The organism is Falsiroseomonas frigidaquae (genome assembly GCF_012163145.1).
Lineage (GTDB): Bacteria > Pseudomonadota > Alphaproteobacteria > Acetobacterales > Acetobacteraceae > Falsiroseomonas > Falsiroseomonas frigidaquae.
Genome location: NZ_JAAVTX010000003.1, coordinates 40,294 through 61,985 on the forward strand (window position 1 = coordinate 40,294; position 21,692 = coordinate 61,985).

Here is a 21,692-nt window from a genome sequence, read left to right on the forward strand (position 1 = left end):
CGGCATCACAGGCTTCGCCCTTGCCACCCCGGGAATTCACGTCGCGACAGGGCGCCGTGCAGATCCTCGGCGATCTGGGCTGGAAGGTCTTGCAGGAGGATCCGGGGCCGGACGCCCCGGTGCAGGTGGATCTTGTCCTGGCGCACGCGAATTATGGGGTGGCGCTGCTGGACCTGGAGCCGCGCCCCACGGCCGCGCCGGTGCAGATGCTGCACGAAAGGCTGCGCTCCATCGGCTTCCGGCGCAACTGCTCCGGCACGGTGCCGGTGATTCATCTGGTGCTGGGCGAGCGCGACATGTGGCGCCTGCTGTTGATGCTCGACCATGCCTTCGCCGCGGCGCCGGCGATCGCCCAGGCGGGCGACCCGAGGGGGCTGCGCTGGATGGAGCAGGTTCGGCTGGCCCTGCGTCCGGCGCCCACTGCCCCGGAAGATGCCCAGGGAGGAAGCAAGAGAGGGAGCCAGAGAGGAAGCCAGGGAGCCGCCCCGGTCGGTAGGGCGACGGCGTCTGCGCCACGGGCTGCGAAGCCGGCGGATGCGACGACGCCCGATGTTGCGGCCGCCATCGCGGCGTTGCTCTCCGCGGCGGATGACGGCGCTCCGGAGAATGCGGGCAAGCCGCCGCATCGCGCTCCCCCCCGCCGCCTTCTGGTACCGATCGCGGGACTGTCGCTGGTGGCGTTCGGCATGGCGGGTGCTTTCCTGCATGCCCCGGCCACCGCGCCGCTGCCGGCAACCTCCGTCACCCAGGGGGCCGCCGGCACCCAGGCGGCGGCCGACACCCCCTTGCAAGGCGCGCCTTTGTCGTCGGACCCGGCTGCCCTGGCGGAGCCCGACCCGCCGCCCCTGACCCTCGCCGCCTATCGCCAGAAGGTCGAGGCGGACCTGTCGTCCGAGCCTGCCGGGACACCACCTGCCACCGTCACGCGGTCGCCGGAACGCGACAAGCCGCGGCTGACGCCCGCAGTCGAGGCGCGAGCCGCGACGGCCGATCCCGTTGCGGTGGAGGCCCAGGCGGCGCTGCCGCCAAGCCCGGCCCCAGGCGGAGAGGCCGCCGACGCGCCCGTGCCGACGGCCCAGCTTCCCCCTGCGGCGGCGCCAGGCGACATCATCCTGTGGCAGCGGCCGCCCGAAGCGGAAGCTGCGGCGGATGGCGCGGCACAGGCAGCCTCGCCGTCGGCAGACGCGCCGGAAGCAGCTGAGCCCGCACCCGCGCTCCAGGAGCCGGACGAGGCCCGGCCGGAAATGCGCCTGGCGGAACTTGCGGCCGCGGCCGCTCCGGACGACGTCACGCCGCCAGCGCCCGGCACCGCGCCGCCCCCGGCCAGCCGGCCCCCCGAAAGCCCGTCCGCGGAGGGCGAGCCCGAGCCCCTCGCCGCCCGGGCGACGACCCTGCCGGCCGCTGCCGCATCGGGAACGCAGGCGACGGTGCCGCAACCCACGACCGCAGCCGCCAGCCTGACCTCAGGGGCCGAAAGCGAAGGCTTGGCCGCGGCCGAATCGGGCATTCAGGAGGCGGTGCCGGCGGACACAGCCGCACCACAACCCGCGACTGCGACCGCCAGCCTGCCCCCGGCGACCGGGAGCGAAGGCTTGGCCGGCTCTGGGGCCACCCCGCCGGCCGAACCGGGCATTCAGGAGGCGGTGCCGCCGAACACACACGCACCGCAACTCACGACCGCAGCCGCCAGCCTGACCTCAGGGGCCGAAAGCGAAGGCTTGGCCGCCTCTGGGGCCACCCCGCCGGCCGCGGCCGCATCGGGTATGCAGGAGGCGGTGGTACCAGGCGCCGCTGCGACAGGACCAACGGCCGCAGCAGCGAGCTGGGCCTCGGCAACCCCAGTGCCTCAGGCCGAGACCACGCATCTGGCGGCCTCGGGGGCGGCTATGTCGGCCGCGGACGCCAGCTCGGCTTCCGAGAGCATGGCAGCCGGGAATGAGCGTGAGCCCGCCGCCGGATCAGGGGTGGCCCTGCCGGCTGCTTCCACGGAGGTGACGGTGTCACCGGCACCGGAGCCAGTGGCCGCAGCCGCCAACCTGGCCTCCGAAAGCCCGGCTTCCGCGGACGAGAGCGAGCCCCGCCTGGCACAGGGCGCGGCGCCGCCGGCCTCAGCGGCATCGGGGGTGCAGGAGGTGGTGCAGCCGGACCCTCCTGTACCGGAACCTGCTGCTGTCGCCTCCAGCTTTGCCTCCGGAAGTCGGGCATCCGAGGCGGATCACGCGTCCTCGGCCGCCTCGGGGACAGCCCTGCCAGACGCTTCCGCAGCGGAAACGCAGGCGACGGAGCGGCCGGATGCTCCGGCACCGGCGCCCGCAGCCGCAGCAGCCAGCATGGCCTCCGGAAGCTCCGCATCCGAGACGGAGCGCGCGTCCTCGGCCGCCTCGGGGACAACCCTGCCGGACGCTTCCGCAGCGGGAACTCAGGCGACAGAGCGGCCGGATGCTCCGGCAGCGGTGCCTGCGGCCGCAGCAGTCAGCATGGCCTCCGGAAGCTCCGCATCCGAAACGGAGCACGCGTCCTCGGCCGCCTCGGGGACAACCCTGCCGGACGCTTCCACAGCGGGAAGGCAGGTGACGGAGCGGCCGGATGCTCCGGCGCCCGAGGCCGCAGCAGCCAGCATGGCCTCCGGAAGCTCCGCATCCGAGATGGAGCGCGCGTCCTCGGCCGCCTCGGGGACAACCCTGCCGGACGCTTCCGCAGCGGGAACGCAGGTGACGGAGCGGCCGGATGCTCCGGCACCGGCGCCCGTGGCCGCAGCAGCCAGCATGGCCTCCGGAAGCTCCGCATCCGAGACCGAGCGCGCGTCCCTGGCCGCCTCGGGGACAACCCTGCGGGACGCTTCCGCAGCGGGAAGGCAGGTAACGGAGCGGCCGGATGCCCCGGCACCGGTGCCCGCGGCCGCAGCAGCCAGCATGACCTCCGGAAGCTCCGCATCCGAGACCGAGCGCGCATCCCTGGCCGCCTCGGGGACAACCTTGCCGGGCGCTCCGGCACCGGTGCCCACGGTCGCAGCCGCCAGCGTGGCCTCCGAATATTCGGCGGTGCGAGAGTCGCTTGCGGCACCGGAGGGATCCATGCCGGCCGCTGCCACGCCGCGTGCGCCGGTGGCGACGGCACCGGAGCCCGCGGCCGCCGGCCCGGTCGCCGCCGACCCGGTCGCTGAAGGTCCGGTCGTCGAAGGTCCGGTCGTCGAAGGTCCGGTACCGGGGGGCGAGCGTGCGCGCGTTGCCGCTCCTGAAGCGACCGTGTCGGCCGTGGCAGTGCAGGCTGTACCATCTGCGCCGCCGCAGCCTGCGGCACCGCAGGCGCCGGCCGAGGTCCCGGCAGCGGCGCGCGTGGCGCCGAGGCCTGCGAAGTCGGACAAGCCGATGTCCGGCAAGGTCGCCAAGCCCTCCGCGGCGCCACGACCCGCGCCGGTCCAGGTGGCGCCGGCGGCGCCCTCAGCGCCGGCCGCCGTGGCGGAACCCGCCCCGACACCAGTTCCCCCCACACCGGCCACCCCTCCACCGGCCACCCCTCCACCGGCTGCGGCCACAGCGGCTGCACCTGCGCCTGCGCCCTCCCCACCGGCTGGCCCGGCAGGCCCGGCCTCGGTGCAGACCGCGCCAGTGGCGGCAGTACCCGCCGAACCGGCACAAGCGGAGGCGGCTCAGGGCGGCGCAGCGCCCGGGGAGACCGCCGCCGCGGCACCGGCCTTCGTGCAACCGGCGCCCGCAGCTGCCCTGGCGCCCGAACCCGCGCCAGCGCCCTCACCTGCCCCAGCCCAACCTGGCCCCGTCCTAGCTGCGCCCGCCCAAGCTGCCCCCGCCCAACCTGCGCCCGCCCAGCCTGCGCCCGCCCAACCTGCGCCCGCCCAACCTGCGCCCGCCCAACCTGCCCCCGCCCAACCTGCCCCGGCCCAGGCTGCGCCGCCGGTGGCCAGGCTTGCGCCGGCGATCGTGGCGCTGCTGATCGCGCGGGGGGATGAGATGCTGGCGCGGGGCGATATCTCAGCCGCCCGGCTGCTCTATACCCGTGCCGCCAGCGCCGGCAGCGCCGCCGCGGCCACCGCGATGGGCCGCAGCTTCGACCCGGCGGTGCTCGGCGAGCTCGGCGCGCGCGGCATCCGGCCGGACCCGGAGCAGGCCGCCTACTGGTACCGCCGCGCCACCGAGCTCGGCGCGACGCGGCAATGAGGCGCCGCGCGAAACTTCACCACCGCAACGCAGGAGGATCGGCATGAGCGGCACGTCCCGGATTGGCGCCTCGCCCGAGATGGCGCGCCGCAAGCTGCTGCTGGCGCTGGCCGGCGGCCTGGTGGCGCCGGCGGCGCTGGGTGCGGGTTCGGCGCTGGCGCAGCCGATGCCCGGCAATTCCATCACCCGGCTGAACGCGATGGCGGCGCGCGCCAATGCCGGCACGGTCGGGCTGATCGCGGGCGGGGTGGACGGCACCTATATCCGCATCGCGGCCGACCTGGCGGCGGTGCTGGACGATGGCGACCGGGTGCGGGTGATCGCGATGATCGGCCGCGGATCGGTGCAGAACATCGCCGATATCATGGTGCTGCGTGGCGTGGACCTCGGCATCGTGCAATCGGACGTGCTGGCCTATGCGCGGCGCGAAAGCCTGTTCCCCTCCGTCGAGCGGCTGATCCAGTATGTCTGCAAGCTGTATGACGAGGAGATCCACATCCTCGCCCGCCCGGGGATCGAAAGCGTGCGGGACCTGGCGGGCCAGCCGGTGAATGTGGATCTGCGCGGCAGCGGCACGGCGATGACCGCCTCCCTCGTGCTCGGCGCGCTGGGGATCGAGGTGCAGGAACAGAACGCGCCGCAGGATGTGGCGCTGGAGCGGCTGCGGCGCGGGGAGATTGCGGCGCTGGTCTATGTGGCGGGCAAGCCGGCGCGGCTGTTCACCGGCATCGCGGCGGATTCGGGCCTGCGCCTGCTGCCGCTGCCGGCCGAGGCGGCGCTGCTGGAGACCTACCTGCCTTCCCGCTTCACCGCCGCGGATTATCCGGCCCTGGTGCCGGAGGGCGGAATCGACACCATCGCGGTGGGCGCAGTCCTGGCCGCCTATGCCTGGCCCGCGGGGTCCGAGCGCCACCGCAAGGTTTCCCGGTTTATCGCCGCGCTGAACGCCAATTTCGACGCCTTCCTGCGCCCGCCGCGGCACCCGAAATGGCGCGAGGTGAACCTTGAGGCGACGGTGCCGGGGTGGACGCGGTTCGAGGCGGGGCCGGGGTAGGCGCCGAAACGCCTTGCCGCTGACCAACTGGGGCACTATTTCTGCCCATGTGGTCGGAGGCCGGGCAGCATGCTCACCAATTACGATGCGAAGGCGGTGGCGGCGCTGATGGGCATCGCCTTCCTGCTGGACGCCGAGGCCCCGCGCGACGCCACGGGCGGGGATGCGGATTTCGTGATCCGCCTGGGCGACGCCACCCTGCGGATCGTCGAGGGCCGGACCCTTGCGGCCTTCGGCGGCGGCCGTGAGCGCAAGCCGCGGCCCGGGCCGCACAGCGTCTCCCTCCCCTCCGCCGCGCTGATCGAGAAGGCGGTGGAGCGCGGGCTGCCGCGGCAGGCGCTGCGGCATGTGGCGGAAAGCCTGGCCGGCGGCGACAAGGCCCATGCCACTAGCCTGGAATGGGGCGTGGTGCCGAAGACGACCCTGGAACGCCGGGCGACGCAGCTCTCGCCGCAGGAAAGCGAGCGGACGGAGCGGGTGGCCCGGCTGTTCGTCCATGCCCGCCGCGCCTTGGGGACGGAGGCGGAGGCGCGGGACTTCATGACCACCCCGCACCCCGCGCTGGACGGGCGCAGCCCGGTGGATGCGGCGCGCAGCGACCTCGGCACGCGGCGGACGGAGCAATTGCTGAACGCGCTGGAATACGGGCTGGCGCTGTAGCCGCGTGCGGCTGTGGCGCATCGTGACCGGGCCGCACCCGATCTGGTCCGGCGAGGGCGCCCGGCTGTTCGGGCAGCGCTGGAATCCCCCCGGCCTGGCCGCGATCTACGCCGGCAGCATTTTTGCCCTTTGCCTGGTGGAGGTGCTGGTGCACGCCAACCGCAAATCCCCGCCGAGTGCGGCACGCTGCGTGATGGCGGAGGTGCCGGAGACGGTTTCGCGGGAACGCTTCGACCCGGCGCGACATCCGGGCTGGGATGATCCGTTCGAGACCTCCGTGGCGCAGGGCTTTGGCGGGGCCTGGCTGCGGGAGGGACGGTCGGCGCTGCTGATCGTGCCGTCCGTGGTCACGGGCGGGCGGGATGAGAATGTGGTGGTGAATCCGGGGCATCCGGATTCGTCCCGAATTGTGGTGGGGGTGGAGGAGCGGGTGGTGATGGATCCGCGGATTTTTGGGCGGTAAGGCATCCGCCTCGAAATGCTTCTAGCTGCTTTCGAGACTTGGTAATGTATCAGAATACCGGGCGTGGGTGATGGCGTCACGCAAAAGCATCGTCATTCGCCTGTGCAGATATACAAAGCGCCGAAGCGCATCTTGGCCCGGAGCCGACGAGTCACGGGGACTTAGCGGCATCTCAATGAAGGGATAGATAATTCCTTCCCGCTCATACACGTCGTATCGAAGCCACCGCGCGCTTTCCATCGCGCCAAGCGGACGCCTATGGAGAAATTCATTGCGATACTCCGTGAGATCATATAGCCAAGAATTTTTGTTGGTCATGTCATCGATCTTAATTATCTCGGCCACCATGGGATCTGATTGAAGGTGCGCATTACTGGACTTCATGACCCAATCCTTAAACCGGTTCATGGCGTCAATTTTGGCCGGCGCGCCCATCTGACAAGCGAGCAGGGCCGCGAAATAGTCACGAGCGCTCGCAAGTTCAGAAAGGACCGAATGAAACGCAAGCTGTAGATCGCTCAGCGGGATATTACTAAAAAGATTGCCCGGCTTTTGCTTTACTTGGATCGCAGCGATCAGTTGTGCCCTGTAGTGGTCGGATGCATCGCGAAGCCGTATGCCTGCCGCCCTCAGGCTGAAGGATATATGGTCCGCAAGCTCGGCGTATCGCTTGTCGCCTGCCAGTTCGGCGTTACTCGCGATGGACAGCCATTGATCAGCTGGCTGACGCCGGTCCTTGCCGAGGCCATCAAATGGCGTCCAATGTCTGGATAGTAGCGGCCCTTCAAGCCCGCTGATTTCGTCGCTGCCGAACAACTCCGCGCCGAGCGTCTGCGCCAAATCTGCAATTGACGCGATCGGCAGAGGCTTAAGTAGACGCTTGGTTCCGCCTACAATCACGGGGTTCCATGTCCAGAATCCCTCGCGAACGCCGAAAGCCCTAATCCCACCGGTTACGTGCAGCTCATGAGCTACACGAGTTGTCCCTATGAGGATTTCGTCCGCTCGGGTTGGTCGATTGGTGGCAGGCATAGCGGATCGGCTCGCTCCGCATCTACTTTCGCGACAGGTAAGCGCGCTGCCGGTTCATGACTATCTCCCTCACCTCACCATCCGCACCACCCCCGAAAAATCCACGCCCCCGCCCCCCTCCTCCACAAACCGCCGGTAAATCTCCAGCGCCTTCTCCCCCACCGCCAATTCCAGCCCCTCAGCCTGCGCCGCCCCCACCGCCAGCCCCAGATCCTTCAGCATCAGGCTCGCCGCAAACCCCGGCGCGTAGTCCCGGTTGGCCGGACTGCCCGGCACCGGCCCCGGCACCGGGCAATAGGTCGTCAGGCTCCAGCTCTGGCCGGAGGATTTCGAGGCCACGTCGAACAGCGCCTGGTGCGAAAGCCCCAGCTTCTCGGCCAGCACGAAGGCCTCGGCGGTCACGATCATGGTCGCGGCCAGCATCATGTTGTTGCAGGCCTTGGCCGCCTGCCCCGCGCCGGCCGCGCCGCACAGGATCGCCGTGCGGCCCATCACCCCCAGCAGCGGCTCCACCGCCGCGAAGGCGGCCGCATCGCCGCCGACCATGAAGGTCAGCGTCCCGGCCTCTGCCCCCATCACCCCGCCGGAGACCGGCGCATCCAGGAAGGCGCGGCCGCATTCGGCGGCCAGGGCGCGGGCCGTCGCCACGTCGATGGTGGAGCAATCGACCAGCACCGCATCCTCCGGCGCCGCCGCCGCCACGCCGCCGCTGCCCAGCAGCGCGTCCCGCACCTGTGGCCCGGCGGGCAGCATGGTGAAGACGAATTCCGCCTGCAGCGCCGCGGCCGCGGCACTCTCGGCCGGCGTGGCGCCGGGGATGGCGGCGATGGCGGCCGGGGACAGGTCGAACACCGTCACCGCATGCCCCGCCTTCACCAGGTTGCGCGCCATCGGCGCGCCCATATTGCCGAGGCCGATGAAGCCGATGCGCGCCATGGCGACGTTCCCTCTCCTGTGTTGGCCGAAACGCTACGCCGGGTGCAGCGCCACGTCACCGGCCGCCACCACGAAGCGGGCGCGGTCCTCCACCGGGGCGCCGGGGCTGCTCACGAAGGGCAGGGCGCGGAAGGTCGCGAAGCAGTGCCGGCCGGTGAAATGCTGCAGCGTGTAGCCGCGGCGGTTGTTGTGGAAGGCGATATGCGGGTTGGCCGCCAGCAGGGCCGCGCTGCCGCGCCGCTGCTCGCTGCCATCGCCCTCGCTGCTGATGGAGGTGGCGGTGAATTCGCAGGCCAGCGCCGGGCCCTCCGGCTCCGCCGCCACCGTGGCGGCATAGGCGCTGTGCACGTCGCCGGAGAGCACCACCAGGTTGGTCGCGCCGCGCTGGTGCAGCCCGTGCAGCAGGCGGGTGCGGGCGGCGGGGTAGCCATCCCACTTGTCCATGCCGATGGCGCCGTTGGGGAAGGTGCGCGCGAACATCGGCACCTGCTGCGCCAGCACCTGCCAGGTGGCGGGGCGGGCGGCGGCACCGTCCAGCAGCCAGGCTTCCTGCGCGGCGCCGAGCATCTGCGCCTCCGCCCGCGCCACCTCCGCGCAGGGGGGTTTCGTGCCGTCGCCGCAGGGCTGGTCGTCCCGCGCGCCGCGCGTGTCCAGCAGGTGCAGCGCCAGGTTGCGGCCGAAGTGCAGGCGGCGATGGGCGGTGATGCGCGGGCCCTGCGGCAGGGCGCTGCGGCGCACCGGCATATGCTCGTACCAGGCCTGGAAGGCGGCGGCCTTGCGCAGGTCGAAGTCGGGGCCGGTCTCGCCGCGGCCACCGACATCGCCGGTCCAGTTGTTCGCCACCTCATGGTCGTCGAAGGTGACCGCGAAGGCGTGCGCGGCGCTGGCGGCGGCGAGGTCCGGGTCCAGCCGGTACTGCGCGTAGCGGGTGCGGTAGTCGGCCAGCCCGAAGGTCTCGCCACCCGCATGGCTGCGTACCGTGCTGCGGCCGGAGGAGACGGCGCCGATCGGGCGGCCGGCATATTCATAGATGAAATCGCCGTAGTGGAAGACGAGGTCCACCTCCTCCTGCGCAATGTGCCGCCAGGCGGTGAAGAAGCCGTGTTCGTAATGCTGGCAACCCGCGGTCACCATGCGGAAATCGGCGTCGGCGGTGGGCAGCGGCGCGGTGCGGGCGTGGCCGGTGGGGCTGGCCTCGCCGTGCAGGCGGAAGCGGTAGAAATAGGGGCGCTGGGGGCGCAGGCCCGTCACCTCCACATGCAGGCTATGCGCCCATTCGGGCCGGGCGAGCGCCTGGCCGGCGGCGGCGATGCTGCGGAAGGCCGGGTCCTCCGCCACCTCCCACGCCACCTCCACCGGGGCGGGGGGCATGCCGCCATCGGGGGCGAGCGGGTCCGGCGCCAGGCGGGTCCAGATCACGAAGCCGTCGGGCTGCGGGTCCCCGGCGGCGACGCCGAGGCGGAAGGGCTCGCTGGTCATTCCCCCTGGCAGGCGCGATTCCGCCCTGGTGGAGAAGGCCGGCCCGAGTGCCGCCAGCCCCGCCAGGCCGGTGGCGCCGCGCAGCAGGCCGCGCCGGGATAGATCGGCCAGATGTCGCCGCACCGATGCCATACCGAATCCACCTTCCCCCGTCGCAATGCAAGCTGTGCGGCGGAGCGGGTGGCTCGGCAAGAGGTGAGGGTCGGGCATGAGCGAGGCGGGTGGCAGCGTGGCGCGGGCTGGCCTATGCAACGGGGCCATGGCAATCCCCCGCACCCTTCTCCTGCTGCTGCCCGCCCTGGCCCTGGCCGCCTGCCGCCCGAGCTATTCGCCGGACGACTACGCCACCGCCGCCGTGCAGCAGATGAACCGAGTCGAACAGGCCGTGATCATCGGGCGCCGCCAGGTGACGGTGACGGCGGAAGGCAACACCGGTGCCGCCACGGGCGGCGCGGCGGGCGGGATTCTCGGCTCGCAGGCGCCGGGCGGCAACATGGCGGGCGCGATCGGCGCGGTCGGCGGCGCGCTGGTCGGCGGGTTGTTCGGCGCGGCGACGGAACGCGTGGCCGGCAACACCACGGCCTATGAATACATCGTCCGCAAGCCGAACGGGGACCTGCTGTCCGTGACGCAGCGGGACGAGATCGCGCTGGCGATCGGAGAGCGTGTGCTGGTGATCGCCGGGGCGCAGGCGCGCATCGTGCCGGACTACACGCAGCCGGTGCCGGAAGAAGGCAGCGGCACCCCGACGCCGGCCACCCTTCCGGCGGCGATCCCCTCGGCCGCCACGGCGCCGGGCCCCTCGGCCGCCACGGCGCCGGGCCCTGCGAGTGTGGCCCAGCCAGACCAGGTTCCGGCGCAGCTGAACCAGGGTCCGCAACAGCCAGACCAGGGTCCGGTGCAGCCGAACCAGGGCCCCGCGCTGCCGGAGGATGAGGCGCCGTCGCCCGCCCGCCTCGCGCCGCCCCCAGGCACGCCCGCCCCGGTCGAGGCTGCGCCCGGTACGGAACCGCTGCTCGCCCCCTCGGCCGCCCCACCCGCCGCCACCCCCTAGCCATCTGGCACGCGGCTTGCGCTGCCCGGCGCATGACCCGCACCCTCCTGACCCTGCTGCTGATCCTGCTGCCCGCCACGCTGCACAGCCAGGCCGCCGGCGCCCAGGCGCCCCGGGCCGAGCCAGGCCTGCTATGCCGCGCCGCCATCCAGGCGGCGGAACGCGCCGCCGGCATCCCGGCGCATCTGCTGACCGCCATCGGCCGCGTCGACTCCGGGCGGCGGGACCCGGAGACGGGTTCCTTCCACCCCTGGCCCTGGACCATCAATGCCGAGGGGCGTGGGCAGTTCTTTGCCAGCAAGGCGGCAGCCATTGCCGAGGTGCAGGCCCTGCAGGCCCGCGGCGTGCGCTCCATCGACATCGGCTGCATGCAGGTGAATCTGCGCCACCACCCGGATGCCTTCCCCAGCCTGGACGCCGCCTTCGACCCGGCGACCAACGCCCGCTACGCCGCGCGCTTCCTGACCGAGTTGCATGGCCGCACCGGGGATTGGACCCGCGCCGCCGCCGGCTACCATTCCATGACGCCGGAACACGCCGAGCCCTACCGCGAAAGGGTGCTGGCGGCCTGGGCGCGCGAACAGGGCCAGCCGCATCCGCCGGTGGCACTGCCCACAGCCACGGCCCGCGCCACGCCCCCGGCGATTCCTCCCGGTTCCGGTGGCGCCGGCCTGTCCAATGGGGCGGAGCGGGCGGCCGTGATCGCGGCACCCTCCGGCACCGCCGGGCGCGGGCTGGATGCCTATCGCAGCCTGCCGGTGCCGATCGCCGGGCGCACCCGCGGCCTGCTGATGTCGCGCCGCTAACCTCGTCTTCAGAAGGCGCGGCCTAGCCTGCTCTTCATCCCGGAACCGCAAGGAATGCGGCGCCCGGGCATGGAGCCAACGATGTCCCTGCGGGTAAAAATCCTTCTGCCGGTGCTGCTGCTCGGCCTGGGCCTGATGTTGATGCTGGGGCAGGCGGGCCTCGGCGCCTGGCAGGCGATGCAGTTGGCGGATCGGCAATTGCAGGCCGAAGCGCAGGTGGCGCAGTTGGTCGAAGCCGGCATCGCGCTGGCGGTGGAACGCGGCACCACCAATGGCATCCTCGGCAACCCCGGGGCGGCCCCCGCCGCCGCCTACGCCACGGCCCGCGCGGCCCGGCAATCCGCCGAGGCGGCGCTGGATACGGTGCTGCCGGCGCTCGGTGACCAGCCGGTGCTCGCCCCCACCCTGGCCCGGCTGGCGGAGGCCCGCGGCATCGTCGCGCGGATGCGCGCCGCGCTGGATGCGCCGCGCGGCCCGCAGGCCCCGCCTCTGCCCCGCCCCGCCGAATGGTTTCCCGCGACCACCGCGCAGATCGACGCCATCGCCGCGCTGCGCCACGGCATCGAACTCGCCACCACCGGCGCGGCGGATCAGCGCGCCCGGCTTGCCGCGCTGCGCGGCGCGCTGGCCGATATCGCGGAGCAGGCGGGCCGCGAGCGCGGGCTGATGAACGGGCTGATCGCGCAGGGCCGCCCGCCGACCGCGGCCGAGCACCGCACCCTGGGCGGCAACATGGCCCGCGCCGCCGAAGGCTTCGCCGCTGCCGCCAATCTCGCCAACGGCCTGCCCGATGCCGTCGCCGCCCCCCTGGCCGCCGCCCAGGCCGCCTGGCGCGACGGGCTGCTGCCCCGGCGCAAGGCGGTGCTGGACGCGGCGGATGCCGGTGCCGCCTATCCGCTGACCCCGGCCGAATGGTTCGCCGAGGCGACCCGCGCCATCACCGCCGTGGTCGCCGCCCAGCGCGCCGCCAGCGCCGCGCTGGCCGAGGTGGTGGCCGCCGGACGGGCGGCCGATGGCCTGCAGCTCTGGTTGCATGCCGCCGCGCTGCTCGGCGGGCTGTGCGTGGCGGCGGGTGCCCTGGCCTTCCTGAGTGGCGGCGTCGCCCGGCCGCTGCGGCGCGCCATGCAGGCGCTGCGCCAGGTGGCGGAGGGGCAGCTCGACCACCCCATCGCGCAACGTCGCGCCCCCGGGGGACGCGGCGCGGATGAGGTGGATGGCGTGCTGGCGGCGGCGGAGGCCCTGCGCCACGTCGCGCTGCGTGCCCGCGCGGCGGCGAATGAGGCCGAGGCGCAGCGCCAGGCCGCGGCGGAGGACCGCATCATCACCATGCGCGACATGGGCGACCGCATGGATGGCGAGGTGCGCGACGCCGTCCAGATCGTCTCGGACCGCATGGAACGGCTGCGCCAGGGCGCCGATGCGGTAGGCGAATCCGCCTCGCTGATCGCCCAGGACAGCGCGACGGTGGCCGCCGCCGCCGAACAGTCGCTGACCGCGGCGCAATCCGTGGCCGCGGCGACCGAGGAGCTGACCGCCTCGATCGGCGAGATCGCCCAGCAGGTCAGCCGCACCGCCGCCGCCGCGCGCAATACCTCCGAGCTCGGCCGCCGCGGCGCCGAGACCATCGCGGGGCTGGCCGCCGCCGTCGGGCGGATCGGCGGCGCCGCATCCCTCATCGCCGATGTCGCGGCCCGCACCAACCTGCTGGCGCTGAACGCCACCATCGAGGCGGCCCGTGCCGGGGAGGCCGGCAAGGGCTTCGCGGTGGTCGCCAGCGAGGTGAAGCAGCTCGCCGCGCAGACCGCCCGCGCGACGGAGGATATCGGCCGGCAGGTGGCCGAGGTGCGACAGGCGACGGAAGCGGCCACGCGCGCCGTCCACGACATCGCCGGCTCCGTCGCCGAGGTGGATGTGGCCGCGGGCGCGATCGCCGCAGCTGTGGAGGAACAGGCGACGACGACGCGGGAGATCGCCGGCATCATCGCCCAGACGGCGGAAGCAGCGCGGGAAGTGGCGCAGCGGATCGCCGGCGTGTCACGGGAAACGGCGCGCACCGATACCCTGCTGACCACGGTACGCGACGACACCACCGGCGCCGGCGCGGCGGTTACCGCGCTGAGCAGCAAACTGGTGCGGGCGGTGCGCAGCGCGACGCGGGAGACGGATCGACGGATCGCCCGGCGCTACGCCTCCACCGCCGCGGCGAGGCTGTTGCTGGGCGCCATGGAGGTTTCCGGCCGGCTGATCGACATCTCGGAAGCCGGCCTCGCCGTGGCCTGCGATGCCACCCCCGCCATCGGCAGCCGGCTGCGGGTGCAGGTGGCTGAGCTCGCCATCGATGCCACGCTGGTGGTCGTGCATGCCGGCCAGGGCTCGGTGCGCGGCAAGCTCGAAGGGCTTTCGGCCGCCGCCCGCCAGCAGCTTTCACTGCTGGCGGAGGCAGCCGAGGCACCGGATCACGCGGCGGCCTGAGCCGTGTCGCCCTCGCCCACGGCCACCGGCCGCAGTTCCAGCCCATCCGGGCTGGCGCTGACGCGCACCACAGTGCCGTCATGCAGGGTGCCTTCCAGCAGCAGGCCCGCCAGCTTGTCCTGCAGGCTGCGCTGGATCACGCGCTTCAGCGGGCGGGCGCCGTAGCTGGGGTCGTAGCCAGCTTCCGCCAGCCACTCCCGCGCCGCCTCGTCCAGCTCCAGCGTGATCTTGCGATCCTCCAGAAGCTTCCGCAGGCCGCGCAGCTGGATGTCCACGATCGACGCCATGTCGCTGCGCGCCAGGCGCCGGAACAGCACCACCTCATCCAGCCGGTTGAGGAATTCCGGCCGGAAGCGTTCCCGCACCGCGCGCATCACGGCCGGCCGCGCCGCCTCGATATCCGAGGTTTCGGGCAGTTCCGCGATTGCCTGGCTGCCGAGGTTGCTGGTCAGCACGATGATGCAGTTGCGGAAATCCACCGTGCGGCCCTGGCCGTCGGTCAGGCGGCCATCATCCAGCACCTGCAGCAGGATGTTGAAGACATCGTCATGCGCCTTCTCCACCTCGTCGAACAGGATCACCTGGTAGGGCCGCCGGCGGATCGCCTCGGTCAGCGTGCCGCCTTCCTCGTAGCCGACATAGCCGGGTGGGGCACCGATCAGCCGGGCGACGGCGTGCTTCTCCATGAACTCGGACATGTCGATCCGGGTCATGGCGCGCTCGTCGTCGAACAGGAAGCTCGCCAGCGATTTTACCAGCTCGGTCTTGCCGACGCCCGTCGGGCCGAGGAACAGGAAGGAGCCGATCGGGCGGTTGGGGTCCTGCAGGCCGGCGCGCGCCCTGCGGACAGCCTTGGCCACTGCCTCCAGCGCCTCCTCCTGCCCGACCACGCGCTGGCGCAGCTGGTCTTCCATCTTCAGCAGCTTGGCGCGCTCGCCCTCCAGCATCTTCTCCACCGGGATGCCGGTCCAGCGGGAGACGACGGCGGCGATGGCTTCCTCCGTCACCGCCTCATTCACCAGCCGCGCATCGCCATCGCCGGCTTCCGCCAGCTTCTTCTCCAGCTGCGGGATGACGCCGAAGCGCAGTTCGGAGGCCTTCGCCAGGTCGCCGCGATTCTGCGCAAGGTCGAACTCGGTACGCGCGTGATCCAGCTGCTCCTTCAGCTTCTGGCTTTCCACCACGACGGATTTCTCCGCCTCCCAGCGCTGGGTCATCTCGTCGGAGCGTTCCTCCAGCTCGGCCAGCTCCTTCTCGAGCTTCACCAGGCGGTCCTTGCTGGCAGCGTCGCTTTCCTTCCGCAGCGCCTCGCGCTCGATCTTCAGGCGCATCAGGTCGCGGTCGATCGCGTCCAGCTCCTCCGGCTTGCTGTCCACCTGCATGCGCAGGCGCGACGAGGCCTCGTCCATCAGGTCGATCGCCTTGTCCGGCAGGAAGCGGTCGGTGATGTAGCGGTTCGACAGCGTGGCCGCGGCCACCAGCGCCCCATCCGTGATGCGGACGCCGTGGTGCAGCTCGTACTTCTCCTTGATGCCGCGCAGGATGGAGACCGTATCGGCCACGCTCGGCTCGCCCACCATCACCGGCTGGAAGCGCCGCGCCAGCGCCGCGTCCTTCTCCACATGCTTGCGGTATTCATCGAGCGTGGTGGCGCCGACGCAATGCAGCTCGCCACGCGCCAGCGCCGGCTTGATGAGGTTGGAGGCGTCCATGGCGCCATCCGCCTTGCCGGCGCCGACCAGCGTGTGCATCTCGTCGATGAACAGCACGATGTCGCCGGCGGCCTCCTCGACCTCCTTCAGCACGCCCTTCAGGCGTTCCTCGAACTCGCCGCGATACTTGGCGCCGGCCACCATGGAGCCCAGGTCGAGCGCCATCACCTTCTTGTTCTTCAGCGCCTCCGGCACGTCGCCGCGGACGATGCGCAGCGCCAGGCCTTCGACGATGGCGGTCTTGCCGACGCCCGGCTCACCGATCAGCACCGGGTTGTTCTTGGTGCGCCGCGCCAGCACCTGGATGGTGCGGCGGATCTCCTCGTCCCGGCCGATGACGGGGTCGAGCTTGCCCTCGCGCGCCAGCTGGGTGAGGTCGCGCGCGTATTTCTTCAAGGCCTCGAACTGCTCCTCGGCATTCTGGCTGTCCACGGTGCGGCCCTTGCGGAGCGTCGCGATGGCCGATTCCAGCTTCGCCACCTCCGCCTTGGCGGCACGCAGCGCGCGGCCGGCCGGGCCGTCGCTGGCGGCGAGTGCCACCAGCAGGCGGTCCTGCGCCACGAAGGCGTCGCCCGCCTTGGTCGCGGCCTGCTGCGCCGCATCCAGCACGCGGACGATATCCGGGGTGAATTGGGGCTGGCCGGCACCGGCGCCCTGCACCTTGGGCTGGCGCGCGATTTCGGCATCCACGGCCTGCTTGGCCACGGCGGGATCGCCGCCGGCGGCACGGATCAGCCCGGCCGCGGCGCCCTGCTCGTCATCGAGCAGCGCCTTCAGCAGGTGCTCAGGGGTGACCCGCTGGTGGAATTCGCGGATCGCGATGGTCTGCGCCGATTGGAGGAAGCCGCGGGCGCGGTCGGTGAATTTCTCGATGTCCATCCTGATGTCCCTCTCGTGAGCGGACTGGGGCGCCCCTCGCCCCCGATCGGGCAGCGGGGAGGTCGCTTGTGAAGATGATGTGGTAAGCGGGGAGCCTGCGCTTCAAGGGCTTTCGACATGCGCGTTGAACGGATTTCCCGCTACCCGGTGAAGGGCCTGTCGCCCGAGGTGATGGAGGAGGTGGCGTTGCGGCCCGGGGACGGCCTGCCGGATGACCGGCGCTTCGCCTTCGCCCAGGGCGACAGCCCCTTCGACCCGGCGGCGCCCGTCTGGCTGCAGAAGCGGCACTTCGCCTGCCTGATGGCGAATGCGCGGGTCGCCGCCATCCGCTCCGCCTATGATTCCGCCAGCCACACCCTGCTGCTGCGGGCGGATGGCGTGGCGCCGCTGGAGGCGCCGCTCGGCACGCCGGAGGGGCGGGATGCCGCCGCCGCCTGGATGACGGCGTATCTGGGGCCGGAGGCCCGCGGTGCGCTGCGTTTCGCGGAAGCTCCGGGCCACGCCTTCACGGATATCGCCGCGAAGGCGGTGTCGCTGGTCGGCCTGGCCTCGGTGCAGGAACTCGGCGCCCGCTTCGGCATGGCGCTGGACCCGCTGCGTTTCCGCGCCAACATCCTGTTCTCCGGCGCCGCGCCCTTCGCCGAGCTGGACTGGATCGGCCGCGAGATCCTGCTCGGCGGCGCCCGGCTGCGCGTGTTCAAGCGCACCCAGCGCTGCGCCGCGACCGAGGTGAACCCGACCACGGCGGAACGCGACGCGAAGCCGCCGAAATGGCTGCGCGAGCAGTACGGGCATGCCGATCTCGGCATCTATGCGGAGGTGATCGAAGGCGGTCGCGTCGCGACCGGCGATGCGCTGGAGCCGGTGCAGGCCGAGCTGCTCGGCTGAAGGCGGTGTGAATGGAGGCCGGACGCCGAGGCGCCCGGCTGGCCATTCAGTCCTCGCGGTCCTCGCGCTGGTCCGGCCCGGCATCATCCCGGTCGCGATCGCGGTCACGGTCCCGGTCGCGATCCCTGTCGCGGTCCCGATCCCGGTCACGATCCTGGCCGTTGCCGTTCTGATGCGCATAGGGGGTGGATTGGGCGACGGAAACCGCGCCTTCGCCCTGCTCCGCCTGCGGCTGCTCGCCGCCTTCCTGGTCCTGGCCCTGGTAGCGGCGCTGCGGCGGGTAGGGCTGGCCGCCCTGCTGCTGCTGCGTCGCCTGGCTCATGGCGTTCAGGATGCGGAAATAATGCTCGGCGTGCTGGAAATAGCTCTCCGCCATCACCCGGTCGCTGGCCCCGGTCGCGTCGCGGCCAAGCTGCAGGTACTTCTCGAACAGCTGCTGCGCCGTGCCGCGCAGGCGCATATCCGGGCCGTTGCTGTCGAAGATATGGTTGCGGTTCATCGGCTGATGACCGCCGCCACCCCCGCCGCCGCCGCCGCCGCCGCCACTCTGGCGATACGGCCCACCGCCGCCGCCGCCCCCGCCACCATGGCGATTGCCGCCACGGCCGCGCATGCGTTTCATGTTCATCGGTATGGCGTTCGCCGTCTCGCAATCGCGCCGCCGGACCAGGGGGAACCCTGCCGGGAACGCGGGATTATCGGGTTGCGTCGTCGCGGCAGGCCTTCATGCGACGGGGGTCAAACCGAACCCGTATCGTCGCGCTCGCCCGGCCGCTTCTGCCGGCGGTGGGGGGCCGTGCCCCTCTCCGCCACAGCAACTTAATCCCGCGCAGCCGGACCGCCAAACGGTTTTTTTGCAAGAATCAGTGCCCGATCCACGCCGCCGAGGTCTTTTCGGCAGCCGAGAAGCCCCAGCCCGGCCTGCAGCGCCAGAGATTCCACCGCCGCGCGCTGTCCCTGGCCCAGTTCCAGCACCGCGACGCCGCCCGGCGCCAGGAGATTCGGCAGCGCCTGCGCGAGCACGCGGTAGGCAGCCAGCCCATCCGCCCCGCCATCCAGCGCCAGCCCCGGCTCATGCCGCGACACCTCCGGCATCAACCCGGCGATGGCGGCCGATTCGATGTAGGGCGGGTTGGACAGCACCAGGTCGAAGCGGCCGGCCAGCGCCGCATCCCAATCCCCCGCCAGGAAGGCGGCCCGACCGGCCAGCCCATTCTCCCGCGCATTGCGTGCCGCCAGCGCCGCCGCTTCCGGTTCGCGATCCACGCCGATACCGAAGGCGGCCGGCCGTTCGGCGAGCACCGCCAACAGCAGGCAGCCCGTGCCGGTGCCGAGGTCCAGCACCCGGAGCGGCGCCGCCGCATCCGGAAAGGCCTCCAGCGCCGCCTCGACCAGCGCTTCCGAATCGGGGCGCGGGATCAGCGTGGCGGGGGAAACGGCCAGATCCAGGGTCCAGAAGCCCTGCCGGCCGAGGATATGCGCCATCGGCACATGCGCCAGCCGCGCGGCCAGCGCCGCGCCGAAGCGGGCCACGGCCTCCGGCGGCACTTTCTGGCGCGGGTCGCGCAGAAGCTGCTCGGGCGTGGCGCCCATGGCGTGGCCGAGCAGCAGGCGCGCCTCCAGCCGGGGGCTCTCGATGGAAGCGGCGCGCAGAACCTGGCCGGCCTGGCAGAGAAAGGCGCCGACGCTCTCACCCGGCTCAAGACCATCGGGTTCGCAGGTGGTCATTCGCCCTCGGCGGCCAGGCGGGCGGCCTCATCCTCCGTGGTCAGGGCGCCGATGATCTCCTCGAACTCGCCCAGCATCACGCGGTCGATCTTGTGCAGGGTCAGGCCGATGCGGTGGTCGGTCACGCGGCCCTGCGGGAAATTGTAGGTGCGGATGCGCTCGGACCGGTCGCCGGTGCCGACTTGGCCCTTGCGGTCCGCCGAGCGCACCCCGGCCAGCCGCGCGCGCTCCGCCTCATACAGCCGGGCGCGCAGCACCTTCATGGCCTTGGCCTTGTTCTTGTGCTGCGACTTCTCTTCCTGCATCGCCACCACCACGCCGGAGGGGATGTGGGTGATGCGGACGGCGCTGTCGGTCTTGTTCACATGCTGCCCACCGGCGCCGCTCGCCCGGTAGGTGTCGATGCGGAGATCGCCCTCATTGATGTGGACGTCCACCTCCTCGGCCTCGGGCAGCACGGCCACGGTGACGGTGGAGGTGTGGATGCGGCCCTGGGTTTCCGTCGCCGGCACCCGCTGCACCCGGTGCACGCCGGATTCGAATTTCAGCTTGGCGAAGACGCCGCGCCCCTCGATGCCCGCTGTCGCGCCCTTCACGCCGCCGAGGTCGCTGGCGTCGTAATCCAGGATCTCGAAGCGCCAGCCCTGCGACGCCGCATAGCGCTGATAGGCGCCGAACAGCTCCGCCGCGAACAGCGCCGCCTCATCGCCGCCGGCGGCCGGGCGGATTTCCAGGATGGCGCTGCGGCTGTCCGCCGCATCGCGCGGCAGCAGCATCAGGCGGATCTCGCGCTCCAGCTGTGGCAGGCTGTCGCGAAGCTGGTAGTACTCGGCCTCCGCCAGCTCCCGCATCTCGGGGTCAGCCAGCATCGCCTCCGCCTCGTCGCGCGCCTTTTCTGCGGCGCGGTAGGCCGAGACCTTGGCGACCAGCGGTTCGAGCTCGGACAATTCCTTGGACAGCGCGCCGACCTGGGCGCCATCCGCGGTGTTCAGCGCGTGCCGCACCTCATCCGCCCGGCTCAGCAGCCGGTCGAGTTTCTGGGGCAGGCTCATGCGGTCAGGCGGCTGACCGCCTCCGCCAGGGGGATGATCTCCTGGCTGCCGGCATCGAGGTCGCGCAACTGCACGGATCCCTGCGCCAGCTCATCCTCGCCGAGGATCAGCGCCGCGCGGGCCGAGAGCTTGTTGGCGCGTTCCATGCGGCGCTTGAGGTTGCCCTTGTAGGCGATCTCCGCCACCACGCCGGCCCGCCGAAGGTCCTGCAGCAGGCCCAGCGCGGCGGCTTCCTGCGCCTCCCCCACCGGAATCACCGCGACCGGGCGCGGCGCCGGGGGTGTGGCGGCCAGCAGCATGGCCAGCCGCTCCACCCCCGCCGCCCAGCCGACGCAGGGGGTGGCGGGGCCGCCCATTTCCTCGACCAACCCGTCATACCGGCCGCCGGCCATCACCGTGCCCTGGGCGCCCAGGCGATCCGTGACGAATTCGAAGGCGGTGTGGCTGTAGTAGTCGAGGCCCCGCACGATCCGCGGATTCTTCCGAACCGGCACGCCGAAGGTCGCCAGGTGGTTCAGCACCGCCTCGAAGAAGGCGGCCGCCTTCTCGGTCAGGAAGGGCTGGATGGTGGGCGCGGTGGCGACGATGCGGCGGTCGCCCTCATCCTTGCTGTCCAGGATGCGCATCGGGTTCTTCTCCAGCCGCACGCGGCTGTCGGCCGAGAGACCCTCCTGATGCGCCGTGAAATGGGCGACCAGCGCGGCGCGGTAGGCGTCGCGGCTTTCCGCATCGCCCAGCGTGTTGATCTCCAGCACCACGCCGTCGCTGATGCCGAGGTCCTGAAGGATGTGCCAGCCGGCGGCGATCACCTCCGCATCCGCCAGCGGCTCCGCCGCGCCCAGCACCTCGGCGCCGATCTGGTGGAACTGCCGGTAGCGGCCCTTCTGCGGGCGCTCGTAACGGAACATCGGGCCGGCGTAGAACACCTTGCGCGGCAGGTTGGACTGGGTGAGGCCGTTGGAAACCAGGGCGCGGCAGATGCCGGCGGTATTCTCCGGCCGCAGCGTGATGGAATCGCCGCCGCGATCCTCGAAGGAATACATCTCCTTGGAGACGACGTCGGAGGTCTCGCCCAGGCTTCGGGCGAAGACGCCGGTGCTCTCGAAGATAGGGGTGGCCCATTCCTCGTAGCCATACAGCGCCATGATCCGGCGGGCGGCCGAGATCACATGATGATGCGCGCGGAAATCCTCGCCGATCAGGTCACGGGTGCCGCGGACGGGCTGGAGCGGGGGATTGGCCATGGCGTGGCGCGTAACGCGGCGCGGGCCGTGCGGCAAGGCCCTGGACGCGGTGGAGGGC

General features: G+C 71.9%; 18 protein-coding genes. 8 read left to right on the forward strand and 10 right to left on the reverse strand.

The genetic code is table 11. From position 1 onward, the window contains the following. Window positions 1–5 precede the first annotated feature (5 nt). Complete coding sequence (locus HB662_RS09210) at window positions 6–326, reverse strand: hypothetical protein (protein ID WP_168049457.1); 321 nt, start codon at window positions 324–326, stop codon at window positions 6–8. A gap of 2,093 nt (window positions 327–2,419) precedes the next feature. Next, window positions 2,420–3,076, reverse strand: coding sequence for a hypothetical protein (locus tag HB662_RS09215; protein ID WP_168049458.1), 657 nt, complete (start codon window positions 3,074–3,076; stop codon window positions 2,420–2,422). Window positions 3,077–3,914: 838 nt separating this feature from the next. On the opposite strand from HB662_RS09215, the gene HB662_RS09220 reads away from it, so the two are divergent. From HB662_RS09220 to HB662_RS09235, 4 genes are all read left to right on the forward strand, one after another. Next, window positions 3,915–4,175, forward strand: coding sequence for an SEL1-like repeat protein (locus HB662_RS09220; RefSeq protein ID WP_168049459.1), 261 nt, complete (start codon window positions 3,915–3,917; stop codon window positions 4,173–4,175). Window positions 4,176–4,218: 43 nt separating this feature from the next. Continuing rightward, window positions 4,219–5,229, forward strand: coding sequence for a TAXI family TRAP transporter solute-binding subunit (locus HB662_RS09225; protein ID WP_245185548.1), 1,011 nt, complete (start codon window positions 4,219–4,221; stop codon window positions 5,227–5,229). A gap of 69 nt (window positions 5,230–5,298) precedes the next feature. After that, entirely contained in the window at window positions 5,299–5,889 is a 591-nt protein-coding gene (locus tag HB662_RS09230; protein ID WP_168049460.1) for an antitoxin Xre/MbcA/ParS toxin-binding domain-containing protein, read from the forward strand. Between the two features lie 4 nt (window positions 5,890–5,893). After that, window positions 5,894–6,352 carry an RES family NAD+ phosphorylase gene (locus HB662_RS09235; protein ID WP_342449479.1) on the forward strand — a complete coding sequence of 153 codons (459 nt, stop codon included), beginning with the start codon at window positions 5,894–5,896 and terminating at the stop codon, window positions 6,350–6,352. 21 nt (window positions 6,353–6,373) lie between these two features. Here the strand turns inward: HB662_RS09235 and HB662_RS09240 are convergent, their stop codons facing one another. From HB662_RS09240 to HB662_RS09250, 3 genes are all read right to left on the reverse strand, one after another. After that, window positions 6,374–7,252 (reverse strand): hypothetical protein, encoded by an 879-nt coding sequence (locus HB662_RS09240; RefSeq protein WP_168049462.1) that lies wholly within the window; start codon window positions 7,250–7,252, stop codon window positions 6,374–6,376. Window positions 7,253–7,453: 201 nt separating this feature from the next. Beyond that, window positions 7,454–8,320 carry a 3-hydroxyisobutyrate dehydrogenase gene (mmsB, locus tag HB662_RS09245; protein WP_168049463.1) on the reverse strand — a complete coding sequence of 289 codons (867 nt, stop codon included), beginning with the start codon at window positions 8,318–8,320 and terminating at the stop codon, window positions 7,454–7,456. 33 nt (window positions 8,321–8,353) lie between these two features. Next, window positions 8,354–9,922, reverse strand: coding sequence for an alkaline phosphatase D family protein (locus HB662_RS09250; protein WP_209443205.1), 1,569 nt, complete (start codon window positions 9,920–9,922; stop codon window positions 8,354–8,356). 136 nt (window positions 9,923–10,058) lie between these two features. Here HB662_RS09250 and HB662_RS09255 point away from each other — a divergent pair, with 136 nt between their 5' ends. The 3 genes from HB662_RS09255 (at window position 10,059) to HB662_RS09265 (ending at window position 14,131) form a co-directional block, all read left to right on the forward strand. Further along, complete coding sequence (locus HB662_RS09255) at window positions 10,059–10,853, forward strand: outer membrane lipoprotein (protein WP_168049465.1); 795 nt, start codon at window positions 10,059–10,061, stop codon at window positions 10,851–10,853. A 32-nt stretch (window positions 10,854–10,885) separates the two neighbouring features. After that, a complete protein-coding gene (locus HB662_RS09260; RefSeq protein WP_168049466.1) occupies window positions 10,886–11,659 on the forward strand; it encodes a transglycosylase SLT domain-containing protein in 774 nt (257 codons plus the stop codon). 81 nt (window positions 11,660–11,740) lie between these two features. Continuing rightward, window positions 11,741–14,131 (forward strand): methyl-accepting chemotaxis protein, encoded by a 2,391-nt coding sequence (locus HB662_RS09265; protein WP_168049467.1) that lies wholly within the window; start codon window positions 11,741–11,743, stop codon window positions 14,129–14,131. Here the strand turns inward: HB662_RS09265 and clpB are convergent. Continuing rightward, window positions 14,116–16,722: an ATP-dependent chaperone ClpB gene (gene clpB / locus HB662_RS09270; RefSeq protein ID WP_168049468.1), complete on the reverse strand. Its 2,607-nt coding sequence runs from the start codon at window positions 16,720–16,722 to the stop codon at window positions 14,116–14,118. The two genes, HB662_RS09265 and clpB, sit on opposite strands and share 16 nt — an antisense overlap. Window positions 16,723–16,839: 117 nt before the next feature. Here clpB and HB662_RS09275 point away from each other — a divergent pair, with 117 nt between their 5' ends. After that, complete coding sequence (locus HB662_RS09275) at window positions 16,840–17,610, forward strand: MOSC domain-containing protein (RefSeq protein ID WP_168049469.1); 771 nt, start codon at window positions 16,840–16,842, stop codon at window positions 17,608–17,610. A gap of 46 nt (window positions 17,611–17,656) precedes the next feature. On the opposite strand, the gene HB662_RS29115 is transcribed toward HB662_RS09275, so the two are convergent. From HB662_RS29115 to hisS, 4 genes are all read right to left on the reverse strand, one after another. Next, window positions 17,657–18,238 (reverse strand): DUF4167 domain-containing protein, encoded by a 582-nt coding sequence (locus tag HB662_RS29115; RefSeq protein ID WP_408871624.1) that lies wholly within the window; start codon window positions 18,236–18,238, stop codon window positions 17,657–17,659. Window positions 18,239–18,429: 191 nt separating this feature from the next. Next, complete coding sequence (prmC, locus tag HB662_RS09285; protein WP_168049470.1) at window positions 18,430–19,338, reverse strand: peptide chain release factor N(5)-glutamine methyltransferase; 909 nt, start codon at window positions 19,336–19,338, stop codon at window positions 18,430–18,432. After that, on the reverse strand, window positions 19,335–20,390 hold the full coding sequence (gene prfA, locus HB662_RS09290; protein WP_168049471.1) for a peptide chain release factor 1: 1,056 nt from the start codon (window positions 20,388–20,390) through the stop codon (window positions 19,335–19,337). Before prfA ends, prmC begins: the two co-directional genes overlap by 4 nt. Then, window positions 20,387–21,634, reverse strand: coding sequence for a histidine--tRNA ligase (hisS, locus tag HB662_RS09295; RefSeq protein ID WP_168049472.1), 1,248 nt, complete (start codon window positions 21,632–21,634; stop codon window positions 20,387–20,389). The genes prfA and hisS overlap by 4 nt, the downstream gene beginning before the upstream one ends. Window positions 21,635–21,692 lie beyond the last annotated feature (58 nt).

What these genes read in the sequence shown, in the direction of transcription:
- HB662_RS09210 (WP_168049457.1), bottom strand. Translation starts at nt 326, where the DNA reads ATGGTCGAGCATCAACAGCAGGCGCCACATGTCGCGCTCGCCCAGCAC.
- HB662_RS09230 (WP_168049460.1), top strand. Translation starts at nt 5,299, where the DNA reads ATGCTCACCAATTACGATGCGAAGGCGGTGGCGGCGCTGATGGGCATC.
- hisS (WP_168049472.1), bottom strand. Translation starts at nt 21,634, where the DNA reads ATGGCCAATCCCCCGCTCCAGCCCGTCCGCGGCACCCGTGACCTGATC.
- HB662_RS09260 (WP_168049466.1), top strand. Translation starts at nt 10,886, where the DNA reads ATGACCCGCACCCTCCTGACCCTGCTGCTGATCCTGCTGCCCGCCACG.
- prfA (WP_168049471.1), bottom strand. Translation starts at nt 20,390, where the DNA reads ATGAGCCTGCCCCAGAAACTCGACCGGCTGCTGAGCCGGGCGGATGAG.
- prmC (WP_168049470.1), bottom strand. Translation starts at nt 19,338, where the DNA reads ATGACCACCTGCGAACCCGATGGTCTTGAGCCGGGTGAGAGCGTCGGC.
- HB662_RS09215 (WP_168049458.1), bottom strand. Translation starts at nt 3,076, where the DNA reads ATGGATCCCTCCGGTGCCGCAAGCGACTCTCGCACCGCCGAATATTCG.
- clpB (WP_168049468.1), bottom strand. Translation starts at nt 16,722, where the DNA reads ATGGACATCGAGAAATTCACCGACCGCGCCCGCGGCTTCCTCCAATCG.
- HB662_RS09225 (WP_245185548.1), top strand. Translation starts at nt 4,219, where the DNA reads ATGAGCGGCACGTCCCGGATTGGCGCCTCGCCCGAGATGGCGCGCCGC.
- mmsB (WP_168049463.1), bottom strand. Translation starts at nt 8,320, where the DNA reads ATGGCGCGCATCGGCTTCATCGGCCTCGGCAATATGGGCGCGCCGATG.
- HB662_RS09255 (WP_168049465.1), top strand. Translation starts at nt 10,059, where the DNA reads ATGGCAATCCCCCGCACCCTTCTCCTGCTGCTGCCCGCCCTGGCCCTG.
- HB662_RS09275 (WP_168049469.1), top strand. Translation starts at nt 16,840, where the DNA reads ATGCGCGTTGAACGGATTTCCCGCTACCCGGTGAAGGGCCTGTCGCCC.
- HB662_RS29115 (WP_408871624.1), bottom strand. Translation starts at nt 18,238, where the DNA reads ATGAACATGAAACGCATGCGCGGCCGTGGCGGCAATCGCCATGGTGGC.
- HB662_RS09265 (WP_168049467.1), top strand. Translation starts at nt 11,741, where the DNA reads ATGTCCCTGCGGGTAAAAATCCTTCTGCCGGTGCTGCTGCTCGGCCTG.